The organism is Aeromonas aquatilis, from assembly GCF_054052405.1.
In genome coordinates this window covers 35,074-50,322 of sequence record NZ_JBSTYP010000011.1, presented here as the reverse complement: position 1 = coordinate 50,322, position 15,249 = coordinate 35,074, and the positions used below count along the sequence as shown (strand labels likewise).

Sequence of the window (15,249 nt, the reverse complement as noted above, 5' to 3'; positions counted from 1 at the left end):
CATGTCCCGTTCCCTGCCCGGCAAGGAGGTCACCTACAGTATCTCGGAATTGGCCCACGAGTTCGATGTCACACCGCGCACTATCCGCTACTACGAGGACGAGGGGCTGCTCACCCCGCAGCGGGAGGGGCAGACCCGCATCTACAGCCATCGGGACAAGATCCGGCTCAAGTTGACCCTGCGCGGCAAACGGCTGGGGTTCAGCCTGGCCGAGATCCGTGAGCTGTTCGAGATGTATGACACCGACCGCTCGAGCAAAACCCAGCTCCACTCCATGATCCAGCTCATCGAGGAAAAGCGCTGCGCCCTGCGCCAGCAACTGGAAGATATCCAGATGGTGATGGCCGAGCTGGAGGCTGCCGAGCAGCGCTGCGTTAATTCCCTTAACAACTTGAAAAGCGGCGCAGATTAACCGAATCTGGGGTTATGCAATTGCCTTGGGACGACCATGAGATATTGGTGCTGGTTTTTACTTCTGTTCAGTCTGTCCGGTTGGAGCTACCCCCTCATCAAGGTCGGCGGTTATCCCTATGCCCCGTTCGTAGTCAAAGTGTCGGATGACCACTATGAAGGTCTGACGCTGGACCTCATCGCCAAGCTCAACGAGATCCAGCAAGAGGTGACATTTATCTTTGTGCCCACCTCGGCCGCCAATCGCTACAAGGCACTCGATCTGGGCCGCTTCTCGCTGATGCTGTTTGAAGACAGCAAATGGGGCTGGCAAACCGACAAGTTGAAGATGACAACCCCCTTTCTCGGCGGTGGCGAAGTCTATGTGGCACTGCGCAAAGCAGGCCGGGATCAGCGCTTTTTTGACGATCCGGCCAGCCATCATCTCATCGGGGTGACCGGCTACCACTACGGCATTGGCCAGTTCAATGCCGATCCCGTCTACCTGCAGCGCAAGCTCAATATCACCCTGGTCAAGGACAACATCAGTGCCCTGCAAGCCCTGCTCAAAGGGCGCGGTGAGGTAGCCATTCTCAACGTCTCATACCTTAACCAGTATCTGTTGGCCCATCCCGGCACCGCTGAACAGCTGCTGATCTCGCAAAAATGGGATCAGCATTACCAGCACCGCGCCATCCTCCACCCCGCGGCCCCCATTACCCCTGCCCAGCTGGAACAGTGGCTGGCAGCGCTGCAACAAAAGGGTGAACTGGATCGCCTTTGGACAAAGTACGGCGTACAACAGCACGCAACCCCATGATGACTATCCAGCGTTTCTGTACCATGGCGGGAACCCAATGGGAGTGCACCAAATGAACACCACCGAACCCACGTCCCCCAAGCCCCGCTTGCTGCGCTACCTTGCCTACGCTTTCCTGCTGCTTCTTATCCTGATCACCCTGCTGCTGTGGCAGACCCCCCGTCTGGTCCAGCGCTATCTGCCCGGCTGGCTGGCCGAGCACTATGGCCTGCAACTGACGCTGGGGGAGATTGACGTAGGAGTGCGCACCCCATCTCTCACCCTTGGCGCGACTACTCTGCACGATGCCAAACAACAGCCCATCATCCGTTTTGAGCAGCTCTTTATCAGCCCCGACCTGCAAGCCAGTTGGCAGCAGAAAGGGGTCGTGCTTTCCGCAGTCACCCTGACCAAACCCGTGGTGCTGCTGCAACGGCTGGCCGACAAAACAGGGGACGTTCGACTCAATCTGACCGATGCGCTGGCCACCGTGCTCACCCCTGCGCCCTCCCCCGAGCCCGAGACAACGAGCGCCCCGCTGCTGGTCGACATTGCCAGCCTCGCAGTCACTGACGGCCATGTGCGCTATCAGGATCAACGCAAGGAGAGCGAACCCGGCTGGCTGCCGACCCTCAATCTGGAAAAAGTGACCCTCAAGCTCGATAACCTGCGCACAGAGGCAAACCACCCGACCGCCTATCAGCTGAGCGTCGCCATCAACGGCAACAGCAGCCTCGCCGCCCAAGGCAAACTCGATGTGATGAGTGGTATGGGTCAGGGCAAGGTGAACCTCAAGCAAGTCGAGCTTAAACCCTTCGCTCCGCTCTGGGCCCCCTACCTCAAGCTGGATCTGGCCAAGGGCCACGCCAATGCAGAGGTGGAATACCAGCTCAAAGAGGGCAAGCAAGAAGTGCAGTGGCAATTGTCAAAAGGCAAGCTGACGCTGGACAACTGGCAGCTTAAAAAACACAAGGGCGACGAGTTTGCCCGCTTCAGCCAGCTGGCCCTCAGCGAATTGGCGGTCGATGGCCAGAAACAGTCGCTGCAGATCGGCAAGGTGACCCTGCAGCAGCCCTTGCTCAAAGCCACCCTCAACGCACAGCAAGAGCTGGATCTGGCGGATTTGCTCATTGCACCGGCCCCCGCCAAACCCGTCAAAAGAGCCAGATCTGCAAACGAGGTGACAAAAAATGCGGCTCCCAAGTCGACACAACAAGCAAAGACAGCGGGTAACGGCAAGAAAAACACGGCAGACACCCCCTGGCAGTGGCAGATCAAGCAGATCGTTATCGACAAGGGCGATCTTACCCTCACCGAATCGAGCAGCGGCAAACCGCAGGAACGCCAGCTCTCCGGCCTCAAGCTGGCGCTGGGGCCACTGGGCAGCAAGGGGGAGCAACCGAGCAAACTGACTCTGGCCACCCAGTTCAACCAGAGCAGCCCCCTCGCCTTTGATGGCCAACTGACCCTGACTCCTTTCACCTTAAGCGGCGACATCAACCAGCAGGGACTGCCCCTGACGCTGGCACAGCCCTATCTGGCTGATCTGGTGCGCATCAAGGTGCAAAACGGGCTGCTGAGCAGCAAGACCCGACTCGATCTTGCCACCACACCCCAGGGGGATCTAAACAAGCTGACCCTGCAAGGGGGGCTCGATGTCAACGGGCTCAAAGTGGTCGATCGGGCAGATAACCAACGGCTGCTGGAGTTCAACACCCTGGCACTCACCGGTCTGACGTACGACGGCATCAGCCAGCAGATGCGGATCAAGGAGATTGCCCTGAACAAACCCTTCGCCCGCATCGAGATCAACGAGGATGGCACCACCAACCTGCAACAGCTGCTGTTACCGCAACCGGCGGCAGCTAAAAGTACTCAAGCAGCGGCAGGCAGCAAGGCTCCCGACTTTCGTTTCACCATCGACCAGCTGCGTACCGAGCAGGGCAACCTGCGCTTTGCCGACCGCAGTCTGAGTCAGGATTTTGTGGCCGATATCGCCTCGCTGGGCGGCCAGAGCCGTCATATCAGCAATATTCCGGGGCAACGCTCCGAACTCTCCTACAACGGCAAGGTGGATCGCTATGCGCCGGTGACCATTCGCGGCGGCACCAACCTGCTGGTGGCCAACCCGATCCTCGACATCGCAGTGGCCTTCAACAATCTGGAGCTCACTACCTTTACCCCCTACTCGGGCACCTATGCCGGTTATGCCATCGACAAGGGGCAGCTCTCCATGAAGCTGCACTACAAGCTGGAGGGCAACCGGCTGGAGGGGGATAACGACATCACCATCAAGAAGCTGCAACTGGGCGAGAAGATCAAGAGCGATCAGGCCAAGGATCTGCCGCTGGGGCTGGCCATCGCCCTGCTGAGCGATGCCAACGGGGTGATACAGATGAACCTCAAGGTGAAGGGCGATCTCGATCAACCGGACTTCAGCATCGGCAATATCTTCTGGGATGTGCTGGGCAACACCCTGAGCAAGGCGATCACCTCCCCCTTTTCCCTGCTCGCCTCGCTGGCCGATGGCACCGAAGATCTCGACGAACTCCCCTTCCTGCCGGGGGAGCCCGATCTCACCCCCACCCAGCAGGAAAAACTGGTCAAGCTGGCGCAGGCCCTCAAGGATAGACCCAAGCTCAGCATGAACATCCGCGGCAAGGTCAACTTCAACGAAGAGCGCCCCATCCTGCAACGGCAAAAGCTGGAGCGGGTACTGGCCAAGCTCACCGGCAATCAGGCGGATCTCGACCTGCTGGAACAGGACCCTGTCCTGCAAGAGGCGCTGGCCCAGGCCTATGAAGAGCGCTTTGGCGAAGATCTGGATGATCTGGCCGATCGGCTCCATCTGGATGAAGATAGCGCAGCACTGCGGGCCCAGGCGGTGATCCTGCTGCGGGATCAGCAGCTCATCACCGCCAAATCCCTGCGCAATCTCGCCATGCGCCGGGCGCAAAATACCAAGGAGTTTCTGGTCGACAGCCAGGGGATCGCCCCGGAGCGGCTGTTCGTGCTCGACAGCCAGGTCAAGGACGAGGACAAGGAAGCCAAAGTGATCCTGACACTGGATCAGTGACGCCGCCGCACTTCGTAAAAAGCGTAATAAAAATACAACCCCTCAACTATTTTGACACCTTTTGCTCACCAAACAGCCTGTATTGGTGAGCATTTGGCCGCTAATGCAAATAATTACGTAGTTTTTTTACGATTTATCCCCCTTGCCCCCTTGCGGGCGCGCCGCAGCCTGCCTAAAATCGCGCGTCTTTTGTTAACCCCACCTCTATTTTTGGAGAACGCCACGTGAGCGAAAAATTGGCCAACCCTGCCCCTCTGGGTCTGATGGGTTTCGGTATGACCACCATCCTGCTGAACATCCATAACGCAGGTTTCTTCCCCATCAGCGCCATGATCCTGGCCATGGGCCTGTGCTACGGCGGCATCGCCCAGATCATCGCGGGCATCATGGAGTACAAGCGTGGCAACACCTTCGGTGTGACCGCATTCACCTCCTACGGCCTGTTCTGGCTGAGCCTGGTGTTCCTGCTGATCATGCCGACCATGGGTCTGGCTGAAGCCACTCCGCACGCTTACATGGGTTGGTATCTGCTGATGTGGGGCATGTTCACCCTGTTCATGCTGGTTGGCACCATCAACTACCCGCGTGCCAAGCAGTTCGTGTTCGCCTCCCTGACCGTGCTGTTCTTCCTGCTGGCCGCCCGTGACTTCACCGGCAGCACCCTGATCGGCACCATCGCCGGTTTCGAAGGCATCATCTGTGGCGCCAGCGCCATCTACCTGGCCATGGCCACCGTGATCAACGAGCAGTTCGGCCGCACCGTAATGCCGATCGGCGATCACAAGAAAGCCGCCGCCGTACAGCTGAAAGCCGCTGCCTGATAGGCAAGCCACTCAGATTGTGGATTGTGAAAAAGGCACCCTCGGGTGCCTTTTTACTATCTTGAATAACCGTTTAACAGCTCGGTTATCAGCCAAGTGACCCGGCGTCCACCTCCCCCGCCAGCAAACGGGTCGCGGGGAAACGCAGGGCGGGATCCTGGCTAAAGAACTGGCTCAGTTGCCGGTATACCGCGGGATAGACCTGCTGCAGCCGCAGCGGATCGGTAAAGAAACATTCGCAGCTGACGGCAAAAAATTCGGCGGGATGTTCCGCAGCATAGGGATCGATAGCGGTTACCTCGTCCCGATCAAGCTGCTGGCAGAGCGCATCGAAGGTGGTCTGAAAGGCCTGTTGCCACTGCTGGCTGCTCATCTGCCCCGGCAACGGCGGCGTACCGTCCGCCTCACCGCCCAGCATATCGAGCTTGTGGGCCAGCTCGTGGATCACCAGATTAAAGCCGTCCCAGTCACCATCCTGCTGCAGTTCGCTCCAGGCCAGCACCAGCGGCCCTTGCGGCCAGGATTCACCGGCGTTCTCCTCTTCAAACTCGCTCACCAGCCCGAACTCATCCTGCACCTCCTGACGCCGGGTGACGGGTTCGGGAATGATGATGACTTCGTGAAAGCCGCGATACCAGTCAAGGCCGAGGTGCAAGATGGGCAACGCAGCCTGCAGCGCCAGCACCGCCTGTTGGCGTGGGCTGAGCTCGACCCCGATCAGGGTCAGGGTCTTGCGCTTGAGTAGCTGTTGCCCCAACCCGATAAGCGTCGTCTGCTCGGTGTCACTGAGCCCTTGCAAGATGGGCACAGCCGCCAGCGCCTGACGCCACAGCGCCAACTCATCCTCACTCATGGACGTTTGCGGGCGACCACCCAGCCATTTGAACCATCCCAGCACGCCTACTCCTTCTTTTGATGCAAAAAACAGGTCATAACAGTTTGACGAACCGCTTCGGCCGCTCCTGATAATCCTGCGCCAGATAGAAACGGTGAGCCGCCTCGCGCTTGAGGCTGCTGGATAGCTCCAGCTGGGCGCAACCTGCGGCCCGCGCCATCGCTTCTGCTCCTTTGAGCAAGGCTCCGCCCACTCCCGCCCCTCTTGCCCCTTCATCGACAACCAGCGCCGAGATCAGGCCCCAAGCTGGTGCAACATGCAGCGGTGCCAGCTTGTGCCACACCAGCACGCCGACCACCTTGTCAGCCTGGGAGGCGAGCAGCACCGAGCTCGCGTGATCCGGCGCCAACAGGCGCGCCGTCACGTCAGCACCTTCGGCAGGATACCCCAATTGGGTGAACAGGTGGGCGATGGCGCTCCCGTCGTCGGCCTCAGGGGGACGGATCGTCAAGGTGTCAGGGTCATTTTTCATTGTTGGCCTCATGTTTGCTTTCCATTGTGTTACGCCCGTCACATTGTCTGGCGCAGATCAACAAGGAGGATCTCATCTTTACTCATAGAAAACGCTGCCTGCCATTATCCCCCCACCCTTGTCAATTCACAAATTTGCAACAAGGCAACATTTTTCGCTGGGAAGCACCGGTACAACTCGATATGTTACAAGCCATGCATGGCGCGTGTTTGCGCTCTGCTTAACCCCTCAACCTTGAGCTCATTTGTTAACTGGATTGTTAACAGGCAGGGCTAAAAACAGTGACAGATAGCGAGGCCAAGATCTCGCCAAGACAGCGCCACAAACACAACAAAGGAGTTGTTGTACATGAATGAAATCGTCAATGCCATCAATGGTGTAATCTGGAGCCCTGCGCTCATCTACCTGTGTCTGGGGGTCGGTCTCTACTTCTCCCTGCGCTCCCGTTTCTTGCAGTTGCGTCACATGGCCGAAATGGTACGGCTGATGTTTGATGGCAAGAGCACCGACGCCGGTGTCTCCTCCTTCCAGGCGCTGGCCATGACCCTGGCCGGTCGCGTGGGTACCGGTAACATCGCGGGTGTGGCGACCGCCATCACCTTCGGTGGCCCGGGAGCCCTGTTCTGGATGTGGATGGTCGCCTTCCTCGGCGCCAGCTCCGCCTTCGTGGAGTCCACCCTGGGTCAGGTTTACAAAGAGAAGATCAACGGTGAGTACCGCGGCGGCCCGGCTTTCTACATCGAGAAAGGGCTTGGCATGAAGTGGTATGCCTGGACCTTCGCCATCGCCACCATCTTCGCCTGCGGCGTACTGCTGCCGGGCGTGCAGGCCAACTCCATCGGTTCCAGCCTGCAGACCGCCTTTGATATCGATCCGAACGTCACTGCCGCCGGTCTGGCGCTGCTGCTCGGCTTTATCATCTTCGGTGGCGTCAAGCGTATCGCCAGCTTCGCCAGTACCGTGGTGCCCTTTATGGCGCTGGGCTACATCATCGTGGCTTGCGTCATCATCGCCCTCAACATCTCCGCCCTGCCGGGCGTGATCCTGCTGATTTGGAAGAGCGCCTTCGGTATGGATGCCGGTTTCGGTGCCATTTTGGGTCTGGCCATCATGTGGGGTGTCAAGCGCGGGGTCTACTCCAACGAAGCGGGTCAGGGTACCGGGCCGCACGCCTCCTCTGCTGCGGCAGTGAGTCACCCGGCCAAGCAGGGTCTGGTGCAGGCGTTCTCCGTCTATATCGACACCCTGTTCGTCTGCTCCGCTACCGGCTTTATGCTGCTGATCACCGGCCTCTATAACGTACAAGGGCCGGACGGTGCTGCTATCTACACAGGTATTGCCGGTATCGCAGCAGGCCCGGGCTATGTGCAGACCGCTATGGAGAGCATGATGCCGGGCTTTGGCAGCATTTTCGTGGCCATCGCGCTGTTCTTCTTCGCGTTCACCACCATCGTTGCCTACTACTACATCGCCGAAACCAACATCGCCTACATCAACCGCAAGGTAAACCGTCCCTGGTTGACCTTCGTGCTCAAGCTGACCCTGATGGCCTCCACTGTCTATGGCACCGTCAAGACAGCCGATCTGGCGTGGGGCATGGGTGATATCGGGGTCGGTCTGATGGCCTGGCTCAACATCGTCGCCATCCTGCTGCTGCAAAAGACCGCCTTCACCTGTCTGAAGGATTATGAAGCGCAACAGGCACAAGGCATTGACCCCGTGTTCCACCCGGAGAAGCTCGGCATCAAGAACGCCGATTACTGGATGGGCCACCGCTCCGAAGACAATTTGGAGCTGGAGAAATCGGGCCATCCGTTCGAGCCGGATCAGGATCGCAAGATCTCCTGAACCAGAACGACATAAGACATCAATAAAAATGGCAGCCTCGGCTGCCATTTCTTTTTCCTGTCACCTCATCTCAAAGCGGATTCCGGCGTGGCCCGAACGGCAGACGCCAGCGAAACAGGCTGTTAAAGGTGGCTCGCCACTGATTGGGGCGCCCCAGGATCTGCTTTTGCAGGCGGGTCTCTTCTTTGAGCATCGCCTCATCGCTGCGGGCCCAGGCCTGACTGTAGAGCTGCTTGATCCCCGCCAGGGCATCGGGCGACTTGGTGATGAGGGTGCGGGCAAACTCCCGCGCCTCCACCAGCGGATCGGCGCAGACCCGGCTCACCATCCCGAGGGATTTCGCCTCGACGGCATCGAGCTCACGCCCGCTCATGGCCAGCTCCATGGCGGTATCCAGTCCCATCAGGTTACGCATGGTGACGCTGCCACTCATGTCGGGGATGATGCCCCACTTGATCTCCATCACCGAAAAGCGGCAATCGGGGGTACTGAAGCGAAAATCGGCGCCAAGGGCAATCTGCAGACCACCGCCGAAACAGACTCCCTGGGTCACCGCAATCACCGGCACCGGCCAGATGACCTGGGACACCCACCTTTTTGACAAAGACGTAGCAGGGATTGTCAGACCATGGGGGCTTGCCCCAGCATCCACAGGTCGACCTGATATCAATGCAACATCCAAGAAAAAAACGCGCGCTGACGTGAAAACTCGTCGCTCAGAAAAGGGGCAACCCACCAACTGAGTAGCGATGTGGCTTGATGATGAAATGGCGTTATCCGGTCACAAAGCAGGTTGGTGACATCGCTGCTGACCGCAATGCAGAGCGAACTGCTGGCAATGCACCCTGTCACCCACGGCTCTGATCCCCTGACGCCGGAACAGTGCCACTTGTCGCAGCCATTGCGCGCCCTCCAGGCCAAGCCGTTGCAGGATAGGCGCGAGATGAGCTGGAATGTGGCCTCGCTTGTCGGTTCTGATGGCTCGACCAGTCCAGTCCAGTCCAGTCCAGTCCAGTCCACCAGCATCAGATAATCGGTGAAAACATAAGGTAAATCATCAGGATGGCTCTTATCGGAAAATGGCAATAACAAGGGCGGCAGTGATAGCACAGACGGTTCGCCATCGAGCCGTTGCTTGATGCTGGTGTAGTCGCTCTCCTCAGGCGCCTCTGCCAGCTTGGCTCGAATAGGGTTGAGATCCACATATGCCATGCAGGCCAGCAGGGCCGCTTCGGTGAGCAGCGCCTGACTTTTGAAGCGCCCTTCCCAGAAGTGGCCCTTGCAGCCATCTTCCAAATTGGCCTGGCGCGCCAGATTTTCGTTGAGCAATCGCACAAACCAACTGATGGAGTGCAGTCGCTCACGCCATGTTGCAATCAGTTGCTGCACAACCGCCAGCTCAGGCTCAATCAGTGGAGCCCCTTGATACCAGCGCCGCACCAGTAGGGGCCATTGGAACAAGGCCGCCCAGCGTTCTGCCACTTCCCGTTCATCCCAGGCTGCGGCTTTGTCAGCCTCCACTTTCAACACCAGATGATAGTGATTACTCATCACCGCATACGCGCATACGCCGATGGCAAACAGCCGAGACAGCTGACCCAGCTTGTCGACAACCCATTGGCGCCGATGCTGGTAACTCTGGCCTGAGTGGACATCTTCCCCACATAGAAAGGCCCGCCGCACGCAACGGCTGACGACATGGTAGTAAGGGGTATCTTGCAGGCTGATTTGGCGGGAACGGGCGATAGTCATGGCAATCTCCTGTGGCACTCCTCTCAGTCAAGAACAGCGATATCCCACTGTCAAAAAGATGGGTGTCCTAATAAGTAGCAACTGAGGAGTCGAACCCTGATCAGGCCAGAGTGAACAAACCAACCATACCAAAGTGCTCAGTAGATGTGCTGTCACCGACGCCCACATTCACCTCACGTATCGCGCGAACCCGGCGCCCCCAAACAGCTTAACCAAACATACCAGCAACCCTGCACCAGCTAGTTGCTAGTCACCGTTAAAATTTCGAATTAATACTTTCTATCGTACAAGGCTGTAATCAAGAGAAGCCAACACCTTACCAACTCGTACGGCTATTAGCCGTACCGCTTGACAGGATGAATAGCCGGGGATATAGTTGATGTACGGCTAATAACCGTATTTACATAGAGTATGTTTACCTACACCACGTAAAGCACCACACAATCCCAAAAAGAGAGGAGTGCTTAGATAGTCTCTAAGCCAATCAATATGGAAAGAACAATCAACATAATGTCTTTACAAGAAAAGGACTCAAGTGGAGAGCGAAGATGCAGATACGTCTAGCTCCGGGAGGTTAACAACAGACTATTTAATCAGAGGTTACTATGACTAATTTATCAATACTTTCTGTTAATCAAGGTGATTTACCTAGGAACAGTAGAATTGAGCTGAAAACAAACAGCGATATTAAAGATGTTTTACGCCATGCAGCGACCAGTTGTGGAGTCGATCTGACGTCTTTCATTCTTCAAGCAGCAGCAGAGAAGGCACGACAAATCTTGCTAGAAAGCCAAGTTTTGTTCCTATCTTCTTCTATGTTTGACAAAGTGAACGACTCAATCAACAACCCTCCTGCGCCGTCTGCTTCATTACTCACGTTGTTAGCAGGGGATACATTCGGTGATGTTGACGAATCAAGACCAAGGGTCAAACGAAAATAACCATCCATTTCAGTTTATGGCATTTCCACTTGAAGAACCCCTTCAAGATGTGAAGCAATTTGACTGCGATGACGAATTTTTGAACAACTTCATCGCAAAAACGATGAAAAAACATGTTCAAGACAAATTGTGCTCGTGTCGAATCTTAGTTGATGTGACACAAAAAAATAAGCTGGTCGGCTTTTACAGCCTGCAAAACTTTAGCTTAGCTAAAGAGGAGCTCAATGTAACCAAAGGCCCCAAGATCATCCCTGTAACCAAACTGAGTATGCTTGCAATCGACAAGTCGCTTCAAGGGAAAGGGATTGGGAAAAAGGTACTTGTCAAAGCATTGAAGGATGCTTACGACGCCTCTCAGCTTGTAGGTTCGTTTGGTGTGTACATTGATGCGATTGAAGACAAGATTGGGTTTTACCAAAAGCTTGGTTTTATCTCTATCGGAGAGCTCAAGGCTCAGGGCACGGTAAATACACTGCCGATGTTCTTGCCGATGCAGACGCTCGCCGAAGCATTCACTAAAACTACAGCTTAACAACAGTGCCGCAGTTTTTTTAGTTAACTGAAGCATTAAAGAAAGCCTGTCGACTAGAACAACAGTCGCAGGTTTTCTCATTTTTAGCAAATCGATCTACATGTTGCTAAAGTGCCCATTCAGTCCTTGTAACACCAACTGCCGCCCTTCTGGCGTCAGCGAGCCCATCAAGCTCAGCACCAGCTGGTTTGTGGTCTTGGCCGAAGGGCATAGGGTGTGGGCGAACGACAAGGTGGCCACCCAGCTGTGGCCACACTCTGCATCGGTGCACTGGCAGTAGAGATCCGAGACATCATCACTCAGTCGGTTGGTCTTGGTAATGCGGCCCCGCTGGCCACACACTTTGCAATAAACCCGCATTACGCCCCCTTTTCTATCCAAATCAACCGCCTATCTTGCCATAGCGAATACTGTTTGTTTGTACAGTTGAACCAATATTCTCCCGAAAATCGGCCCGCAGGGAGACGGGAGTCCCGCGCTGTTGATGGCATCCTGGATAAGCTCACACAGCGGCACCTCGTTGCGGGCATAGGTGGCATCGTACTTTTCGGGGTCTCCAAGCCCTCCCCCGCCATTGGTCGGGATGATACCAGCCAGCGCTGCCGGAAAGCGGTGGCTGGTCAATACATCCTGGGCGGTGATCCCCTTGATGGCCGCGAACTCGTCCTTGGTGGCGATATCCCCCACCGGAATAAGCTTGATGCCATCGGGCTTGCCGTCCGGGATGTTCACGAACATGGAGCGGAAATTCCCCACCCCCTTGCTGCTCGCAATCATCTCCTTCATCTCCTCCTCGGTGTCGTCATCCATGTTCGGGTCGGTGGCGTAGAAGATGAATCCCATATGGGCGCCGTTGAGGAAGTATTTGCGCCGAAACAGGGTGGCATCCTGGTTGAGCAGGGCAGACTACAGGCCACCCGGGTAGTCAGGCATGCCGTAGATCGCTCGTGCAGCTCACAGTCAGAGCGGATTACGGCGCGGCCCGAAGGGCAGTCGCCAGCGAAACAGGCTATTAAGGGTGGCCCGCCACTGATTGGGTCGCCCCAAAATTTGCTTCTGCAACCGAGTCTCCTCTTTCAACATCGCCTCGTCACTGCGGGCCCAGGCCTGGCTGTAAAGCTGCTTGATCCCCGCCAGGGCATCCGGCGACTTGGTGATAAGGGTGCGGGCAAACTCTCGCGCCTCCACCAGCGGATCGGCGCAGACCCGGCTCACCATCCCGAGGGATTTGGCCTCGATGGCATCGAGCTCGCGCCCGCTCATGGCCAGCTCCATGGCGGTATCCAGTCCCATCAGGTTGCGCATGGTGACGCTGCCACTCATGTCGGGAATGATGCCCCACTTGATCTCCATCACCGAGAAGCGGCAATCAGGGGTGCTGAAGCGAAAATCAGCCCCGAGCGCAATCTGCAGACCACCGCCAAAACAGACTCCCTGGGTCACCGCAATCACCGGCACCGGCAGCTGGTGCCAGCCATAAGCGACCCGCTGGGCCAGATTGGTGGCCTCATCCACCTCGCGCTTGAGGATATCGAGCGCCGCCACCGGCTGTCTCAGCATGGATTTCACATCCAGCCCGGCGCAGAAGGCCCGTCCCTCGCCGTGCAGGATCACCGCCCGCAGCCCCTTGTGCCGGGCGAGCTGCGTCAGCGTCTCGTCGATGGCGCTGAACATGGCGCGGTCCAGCGCATTGAGTTTGTCCCCCCGCGTCAGCATCACTTCGGCAATCCCGTCGTGGATCTCGCATTTGATCCTTGGTTTTTCCATCTCCCTTGTCCTCTCCTTGATCCCTGAAACTGACTCACTGGTCATACCACCACGTTATCAGAGTGTGAACAGGCGGTACAGCTGAGACTAAAGTCGGCTGGTCGCCTCCCCCTCCCTTTGTCACACTGGCAGCTGTATGAGTGCCGCAAGCCAGCAGAGGACACTGTCATGTCAACCCTGTTCAATTTTGCCAGACCACCGTTCGACCGACTGGATGAGGAGGCGCGCGAGCGGCTCTCCCGTCACCTCTCGCTCTGCTATTTTCGGGCCGGGGATCTGCTGCTCAAGGAGGGGGACGAGCCTCCCGGCCTCTATCTCATCATCAAGGGGGCGGTGGAAGAGTCAGCCCCTCACCACCAGTTTGGTGATTACGGGGTCGATGATCTGTTCGATGTGCGCGCCCAGTTTGACGGCCGCTGCCGCCACCGCTTCACCGCGCTGGAAGATAGCCTTTGTCAGCTCATTCCTCGCCACACCTTTCTGGCGCTCTGTGAGCAGGATCCGCAGTTTGCCAGCTACTTCACCGCCAATCTGGCCGAGCGCCAGCGCCAGCAGGAGCAACGCGAACAACTGGGGCAGAAGAATCTGGCGGAATTTATACTGACCCGCATCGAACCCGGCCACTTGCAAGCACCGCTTATCGTCGACAGCAAGCTGTCACTGCTGGCGGCGACCGAAGCCATGGTGAGCAAGGGGACCGATTGCCTGCTCTACCCGGCCCACGACGGCTCCCTCACGCTGGCAACCCGCAAGACCTTGCTCCATGCCCTGACCCTCAAGGGATTGCCGCTGACGGCTCCCCTCTCGGTGCTGACTCCCACGCCCCTGATTGGTCTGCCGCTGGAGAGCTATCTGTTTGATGCCCTGCTGCTGATGACCCGCCATCGCATCAAGCGACTGGTGGTGTGGCGTGGCAACGAGGTGGCGGGCATCTTGCAACTGACCCAGGTGCTGGGGCTATTCTCTACCCACTCCCACGTGCTGACCCTGCGCATTGCCCGCACCGACAGCCTGCCGGCACTGGAGGCGGTGGCCCGCGAACAGCAACAATTGACCCGCTCGCTGTTTGCCCAAGGGATCCACACCGCCTTTTTGATGAAGCTGATCGCCACCATCAACGAACAGCTGATCGCCAAAGCCTTTGCGCTGGTGATCCCCCCCGAGGTACAGGATAAGGTTTGCCTGCTGATGCTGGGCTCGGAGGGGCGCGGCGAGCAGATCCTCAAAACCGATCAGGACAACGCCCTGATCCTGCCAGAGGGGCTGGCATGGCCCACCCAGGCAGCCGATCTCGCCGAATTCAGCGCCCTGCTGGAGCGGCTCGGCTACCCCCTCTGCCCCGGGCAGGTGATGGTGAACAATCCGGCCTGGGTAAAAACGGGCAGCGAGTGGCAAAGCGCCATTGCCAGCGCCTGCACTACGGCCAGTGAGGAGGAGCTGCTCTGGCTGGCGACTCTCGCGGATGCTCACCCCATCGCGGGGGATCGCCAACTCCATCTGCCGGTTGCCAGAGCGCTGCGCGAGCAGTTGGCGGACAGACGGGATCTGCTGGCGGAGATGGTGCGACCGGCAGTGGCCTTTCACGCGCCGCTCACCCTCTTTGGCAGGCTGGAGCAGCCACCGGAAGGGCTGGATCTGAAACGGGGTGGCCTGTTCCCGCTGGTGCACGGCATCCGCATGTTGGCCCTTGAGGCAGGCATTCTGGAGACTTCAACCCTGGGGCGTATCGACGCGCTGGTGGCCGCCGATCGGCTCAGTGCCGACTATGGCAGCAATCTGGCAGAGGCGTTTCGGCTCTTTATCCGGCTGAGGCTGCGCAGCCAGCTCAAGGGGGGCAATAGTCGGGTGCAGACCAGCGAGCTTAGCCACAGCGAGCGGGATCTGCTGCGCCAGGCGCTGCATCAGGTGAAGAAGTTCCAGCAGTGGCTCACCTTGCACTTTCGTCTGAGACAATAG

13 protein-coding genes and 2 pseudogenes are annotated in these 15,249 nt (G+C 57.7%); 8 read left to right on the top strand and 7 right to left on the bottom strand.

Going from position 1 to position 15,249, the window contains the following annotated elements; translation table 11 throughout:
- Window position 1: 1 nt before the first annotated feature.
- The 4 genes from ACW5W8_RS05875 (at window position 2) to ACW5W8_RS05860 (ending at window position 5,086) form a co-directional block, all read left to right on the top strand.
- On the top strand, window positions 2–412 hold the full coding sequence (locus ACW5W8_RS05875) for a MerR family transcriptional regulator (RefSeq protein ID WP_498626893.1): 411 nt from the start codon (window positions 2–4) through the stop codon (window positions 410–412).
- Between the two features lie 36 nt (window positions 413–448).
- On the top strand, window positions 449–1,210 hold the full coding sequence (locus ACW5W8_RS05870; RefSeq protein WP_498626892.1) for a substrate-binding periplasmic protein: 762 nt from the start codon (window positions 449–451) through the stop codon (window positions 1,208–1,210).
- 52 nt (window positions 1,211–1,262) lie between these two features.
- Window positions 1,263–4,265: a DUF748 domain-containing protein gene (locus tag ACW5W8_RS05865; RefSeq protein ID WP_498626891.1), complete on the top strand. Its 3,003-nt coding sequence runs from the start codon at window positions 1,263–1,265 to the stop codon at window positions 4,263–4,265.
- A 224-nt stretch (window positions 4,266–4,489) separates the two neighbouring features.
- Window positions 4,490–5,086: an acetate uptake transporter gene (locus ACW5W8_RS05860; protein WP_005336948.1), complete on the top strand. Its 597-nt coding sequence runs from the start codon at window positions 4,490–4,492 to the stop codon at window positions 5,084–5,086.
- 88 nt (window positions 5,087–5,174) lie between these two features.
- Here ACW5W8_RS05860 and ACW5W8_RS05855 read toward each other — a convergent pair whose 3' ends face one another.
- Both ACW5W8_RS05855 and ACW5W8_RS05850 read right to left on the bottom strand, forming a co-directional pair.
- Window positions 5,175–5,939, bottom strand: coding sequence for a M90 family metallopeptidase (locus ACW5W8_RS05855; RefSeq protein ID WP_498626935.1), 765 nt, complete (start codon window positions 5,937–5,939; stop codon window positions 5,175–5,177).
- 76 nt (window positions 5,940–6,015) lie between these two features.
- On the bottom strand, window positions 6,016–6,453 hold the full coding sequence (locus tag ACW5W8_RS05850) for a GNAT family N-acetyltransferase (RefSeq protein ID WP_498626890.1): 438 nt from the start codon (window positions 6,451–6,453) through the stop codon (window positions 6,016–6,018).
- Between the two features lie 348 nt (window positions 6,454–6,801).
- On the opposite strand from ACW5W8_RS05850, the gene ACW5W8_RS05845 reads away from it, so the two are divergent.
- Window positions 6,802–8,301 (top strand): alanine/glycine:cation symporter family protein, encoded by a 1,500-nt coding sequence (locus tag ACW5W8_RS05845; protein WP_498626889.1) that lies wholly within the window; start codon window positions 6,802–6,804, stop codon window positions 8,299–8,301.
- Window positions 8,302–8,371: 70 nt separating this feature from the next.
- Here the strand turns inward: ACW5W8_RS05845 and ACW5W8_RS05840 are convergent.
- Window positions 8,372–8,914 (bottom strand): annotated as a pseudogene (locus ACW5W8_RS05840) (enoyl-CoA hydratase-related protein); the annotation flags it as partial.
- Between the two features lie 53 nt (window positions 8,915–8,967).
- Window positions 8,968–10,053 (bottom strand): transposase, encoded by a 1,086-nt coding sequence (locus ACW5W8_RS05835; RefSeq protein WP_498626887.1) that lies wholly within the window; start codon window positions 10,051–10,053, stop codon window positions 8,968–8,970.
- Window positions 10,054–10,658: 605 nt separating this feature from the next.
- On the opposite strand from ACW5W8_RS05835, the gene ACW5W8_RS05830 reads away from it, so the two are divergent.
- Window positions 10,659–10,994 (top strand): type II toxin-antitoxin system TacA family antitoxin, encoded by a 336-nt coding sequence (locus ACW5W8_RS05830; protein WP_498626885.1) that lies wholly within the window; start codon window positions 10,659–10,661, stop codon window positions 10,992–10,994.
- Window positions 10,957–11,526 carry a GNAT family N-acetyltransferase gene (locus tag ACW5W8_RS05825; protein WP_498626884.1) on the top strand — a complete coding sequence of 190 codons (570 nt, stop codon included), beginning with the start codon at window positions 10,957–10,959 and terminating at the stop codon, window positions 11,524–11,526. Before ACW5W8_RS05830 ends, ACW5W8_RS05825 begins: the two co-directional genes overlap by 38 nt.
- 96 nt (window positions 11,527–11,622) lie before the next feature.
- On the opposite strand, the gene ACW5W8_RS05820 is transcribed toward ACW5W8_RS05825, so the two are convergent.
- From ACW5W8_RS05820 to ACW5W8_RS05810, 3 genes and pseudogenes are all read right to left on the bottom strand, one after another.
- On the bottom strand, window positions 11,623–11,886 hold the full coding sequence (locus ACW5W8_RS05820; protein ID WP_498626883.1) for an Ogr/Delta-like zinc finger protein: 264 nt from the start codon (window positions 11,884–11,886) through the stop codon (window positions 11,623–11,625).
- 22 nt (window positions 11,887–11,908) lie between these two features.
- Window positions 11,909–12,468, bottom strand: a pseudogene (locus ACW5W8_RS05815) (phage portal family protein); the annotation flags it as partial.
- An 18-nt stretch (window positions 12,469–12,486) separates the two neighbouring features.
- Window positions 12,487–13,293, bottom strand: a complete 807-nt coding sequence (locus ACW5W8_RS05810) for a crotonase/enoyl-CoA hydratase family protein (protein ID WP_498626882.1) — start codon at window positions 13,291–13,293, stop codon at window positions 12,487–12,489.
- Between the two features lie 168 nt (window positions 13,294–13,461).
- On the opposite strand from ACW5W8_RS05810, the gene ACW5W8_RS05805 reads away from it, so the two are divergent.
- Window positions 13,462–15,249 carry a putative nucleotidyltransferase substrate binding domain-containing protein gene (locus ACW5W8_RS05805; protein WP_498626880.1) on the top strand — a complete coding sequence of 596 codons (1,788 nt, stop codon included), beginning with the start codon at window positions 13,462–13,464 and terminating at the stop codon, window positions 15,247–15,249.

Bases quoted from the DNA above. Each gene is read 5' to 3' on its own strand.
- ACW5W8_RS05875 (WP_498626893.1), top strand. From the start codon at position 2: ATGTCCCGTTCCCTGCCCGGCAAGGAGGTCACCTACAGTATCTCGGAA.
- ACW5W8_RS05870 (WP_498626892.1), top strand. From the start codon at position 449: ATGAGATATTGGTGCTGGTTTTTACTTCTGTTCAGTCTGTCCGGTTGG.
- ACW5W8_RS05865 (WP_498626891.1), top strand. From the start codon at position 1,263: ATGAACACCACCGAACCCACGTCCCCCAAGCCCCGCTTGCTGCGCTAC.
- ACW5W8_RS05855 (WP_498626935.1), bottom strand. From the start codon at position 5,939: ATGAGTGAGGATGAGTTGGCGCTGTGGCGTCAGGCGCTGGCGGCTGTG.
- ACW5W8_RS05850 (WP_498626890.1), bottom strand. From the start codon at position 6,453: ATGAAAAATGACCCTGACACCTTGACGATCCGTCCCCCTGAGGCCGAC.
- ACW5W8_RS05845 (WP_498626889.1), top strand. From the start codon at position 6,802: ATGAATGAAATCGTCAATGCCATCAATGGTGTAATCTGGAGCCCTGCG.
- ACW5W8_RS05835 (WP_498626887.1), bottom strand. From the start codon at position 10,053: ATGACTATCGCCCGTTCCCGCCAAATCAGCCTGCAAGATACCCCTTAC.
- ACW5W8_RS05830 (WP_498626885.1), top strand. From the start codon at position 10,659: ATGACTAATTTATCAATACTTTCTGTTAATCAAGGTGATTTACCTAGG.
- ACW5W8_RS05825 (WP_498626884.1), top strand. From the start codon at position 10,957: ATGTTGACGAATCAAGACCAAGGGTCAAACGAAAATAACCATCCATTT.
- ACW5W8_RS05820 (WP_498626883.1), bottom strand. From the start codon at position 11,886: ATGCGGGTTTATTGCAAAGTGTGTGGCCAGCGGGGCCGCATTACCAAG.
- ACW5W8_RS05810 (WP_498626882.1), bottom strand. From the start codon at position 13,293: ATGGAAAAACCAAGGATCAAATGCGAGATCCACGACGGGATTGCCGAA.
- ACW5W8_RS05805 (WP_498626880.1), top strand. From the start codon at position 13,462: ATGTCAACCCTGTTCAATTTTGCCAGACCACCGTTCGACCGACTGGAT.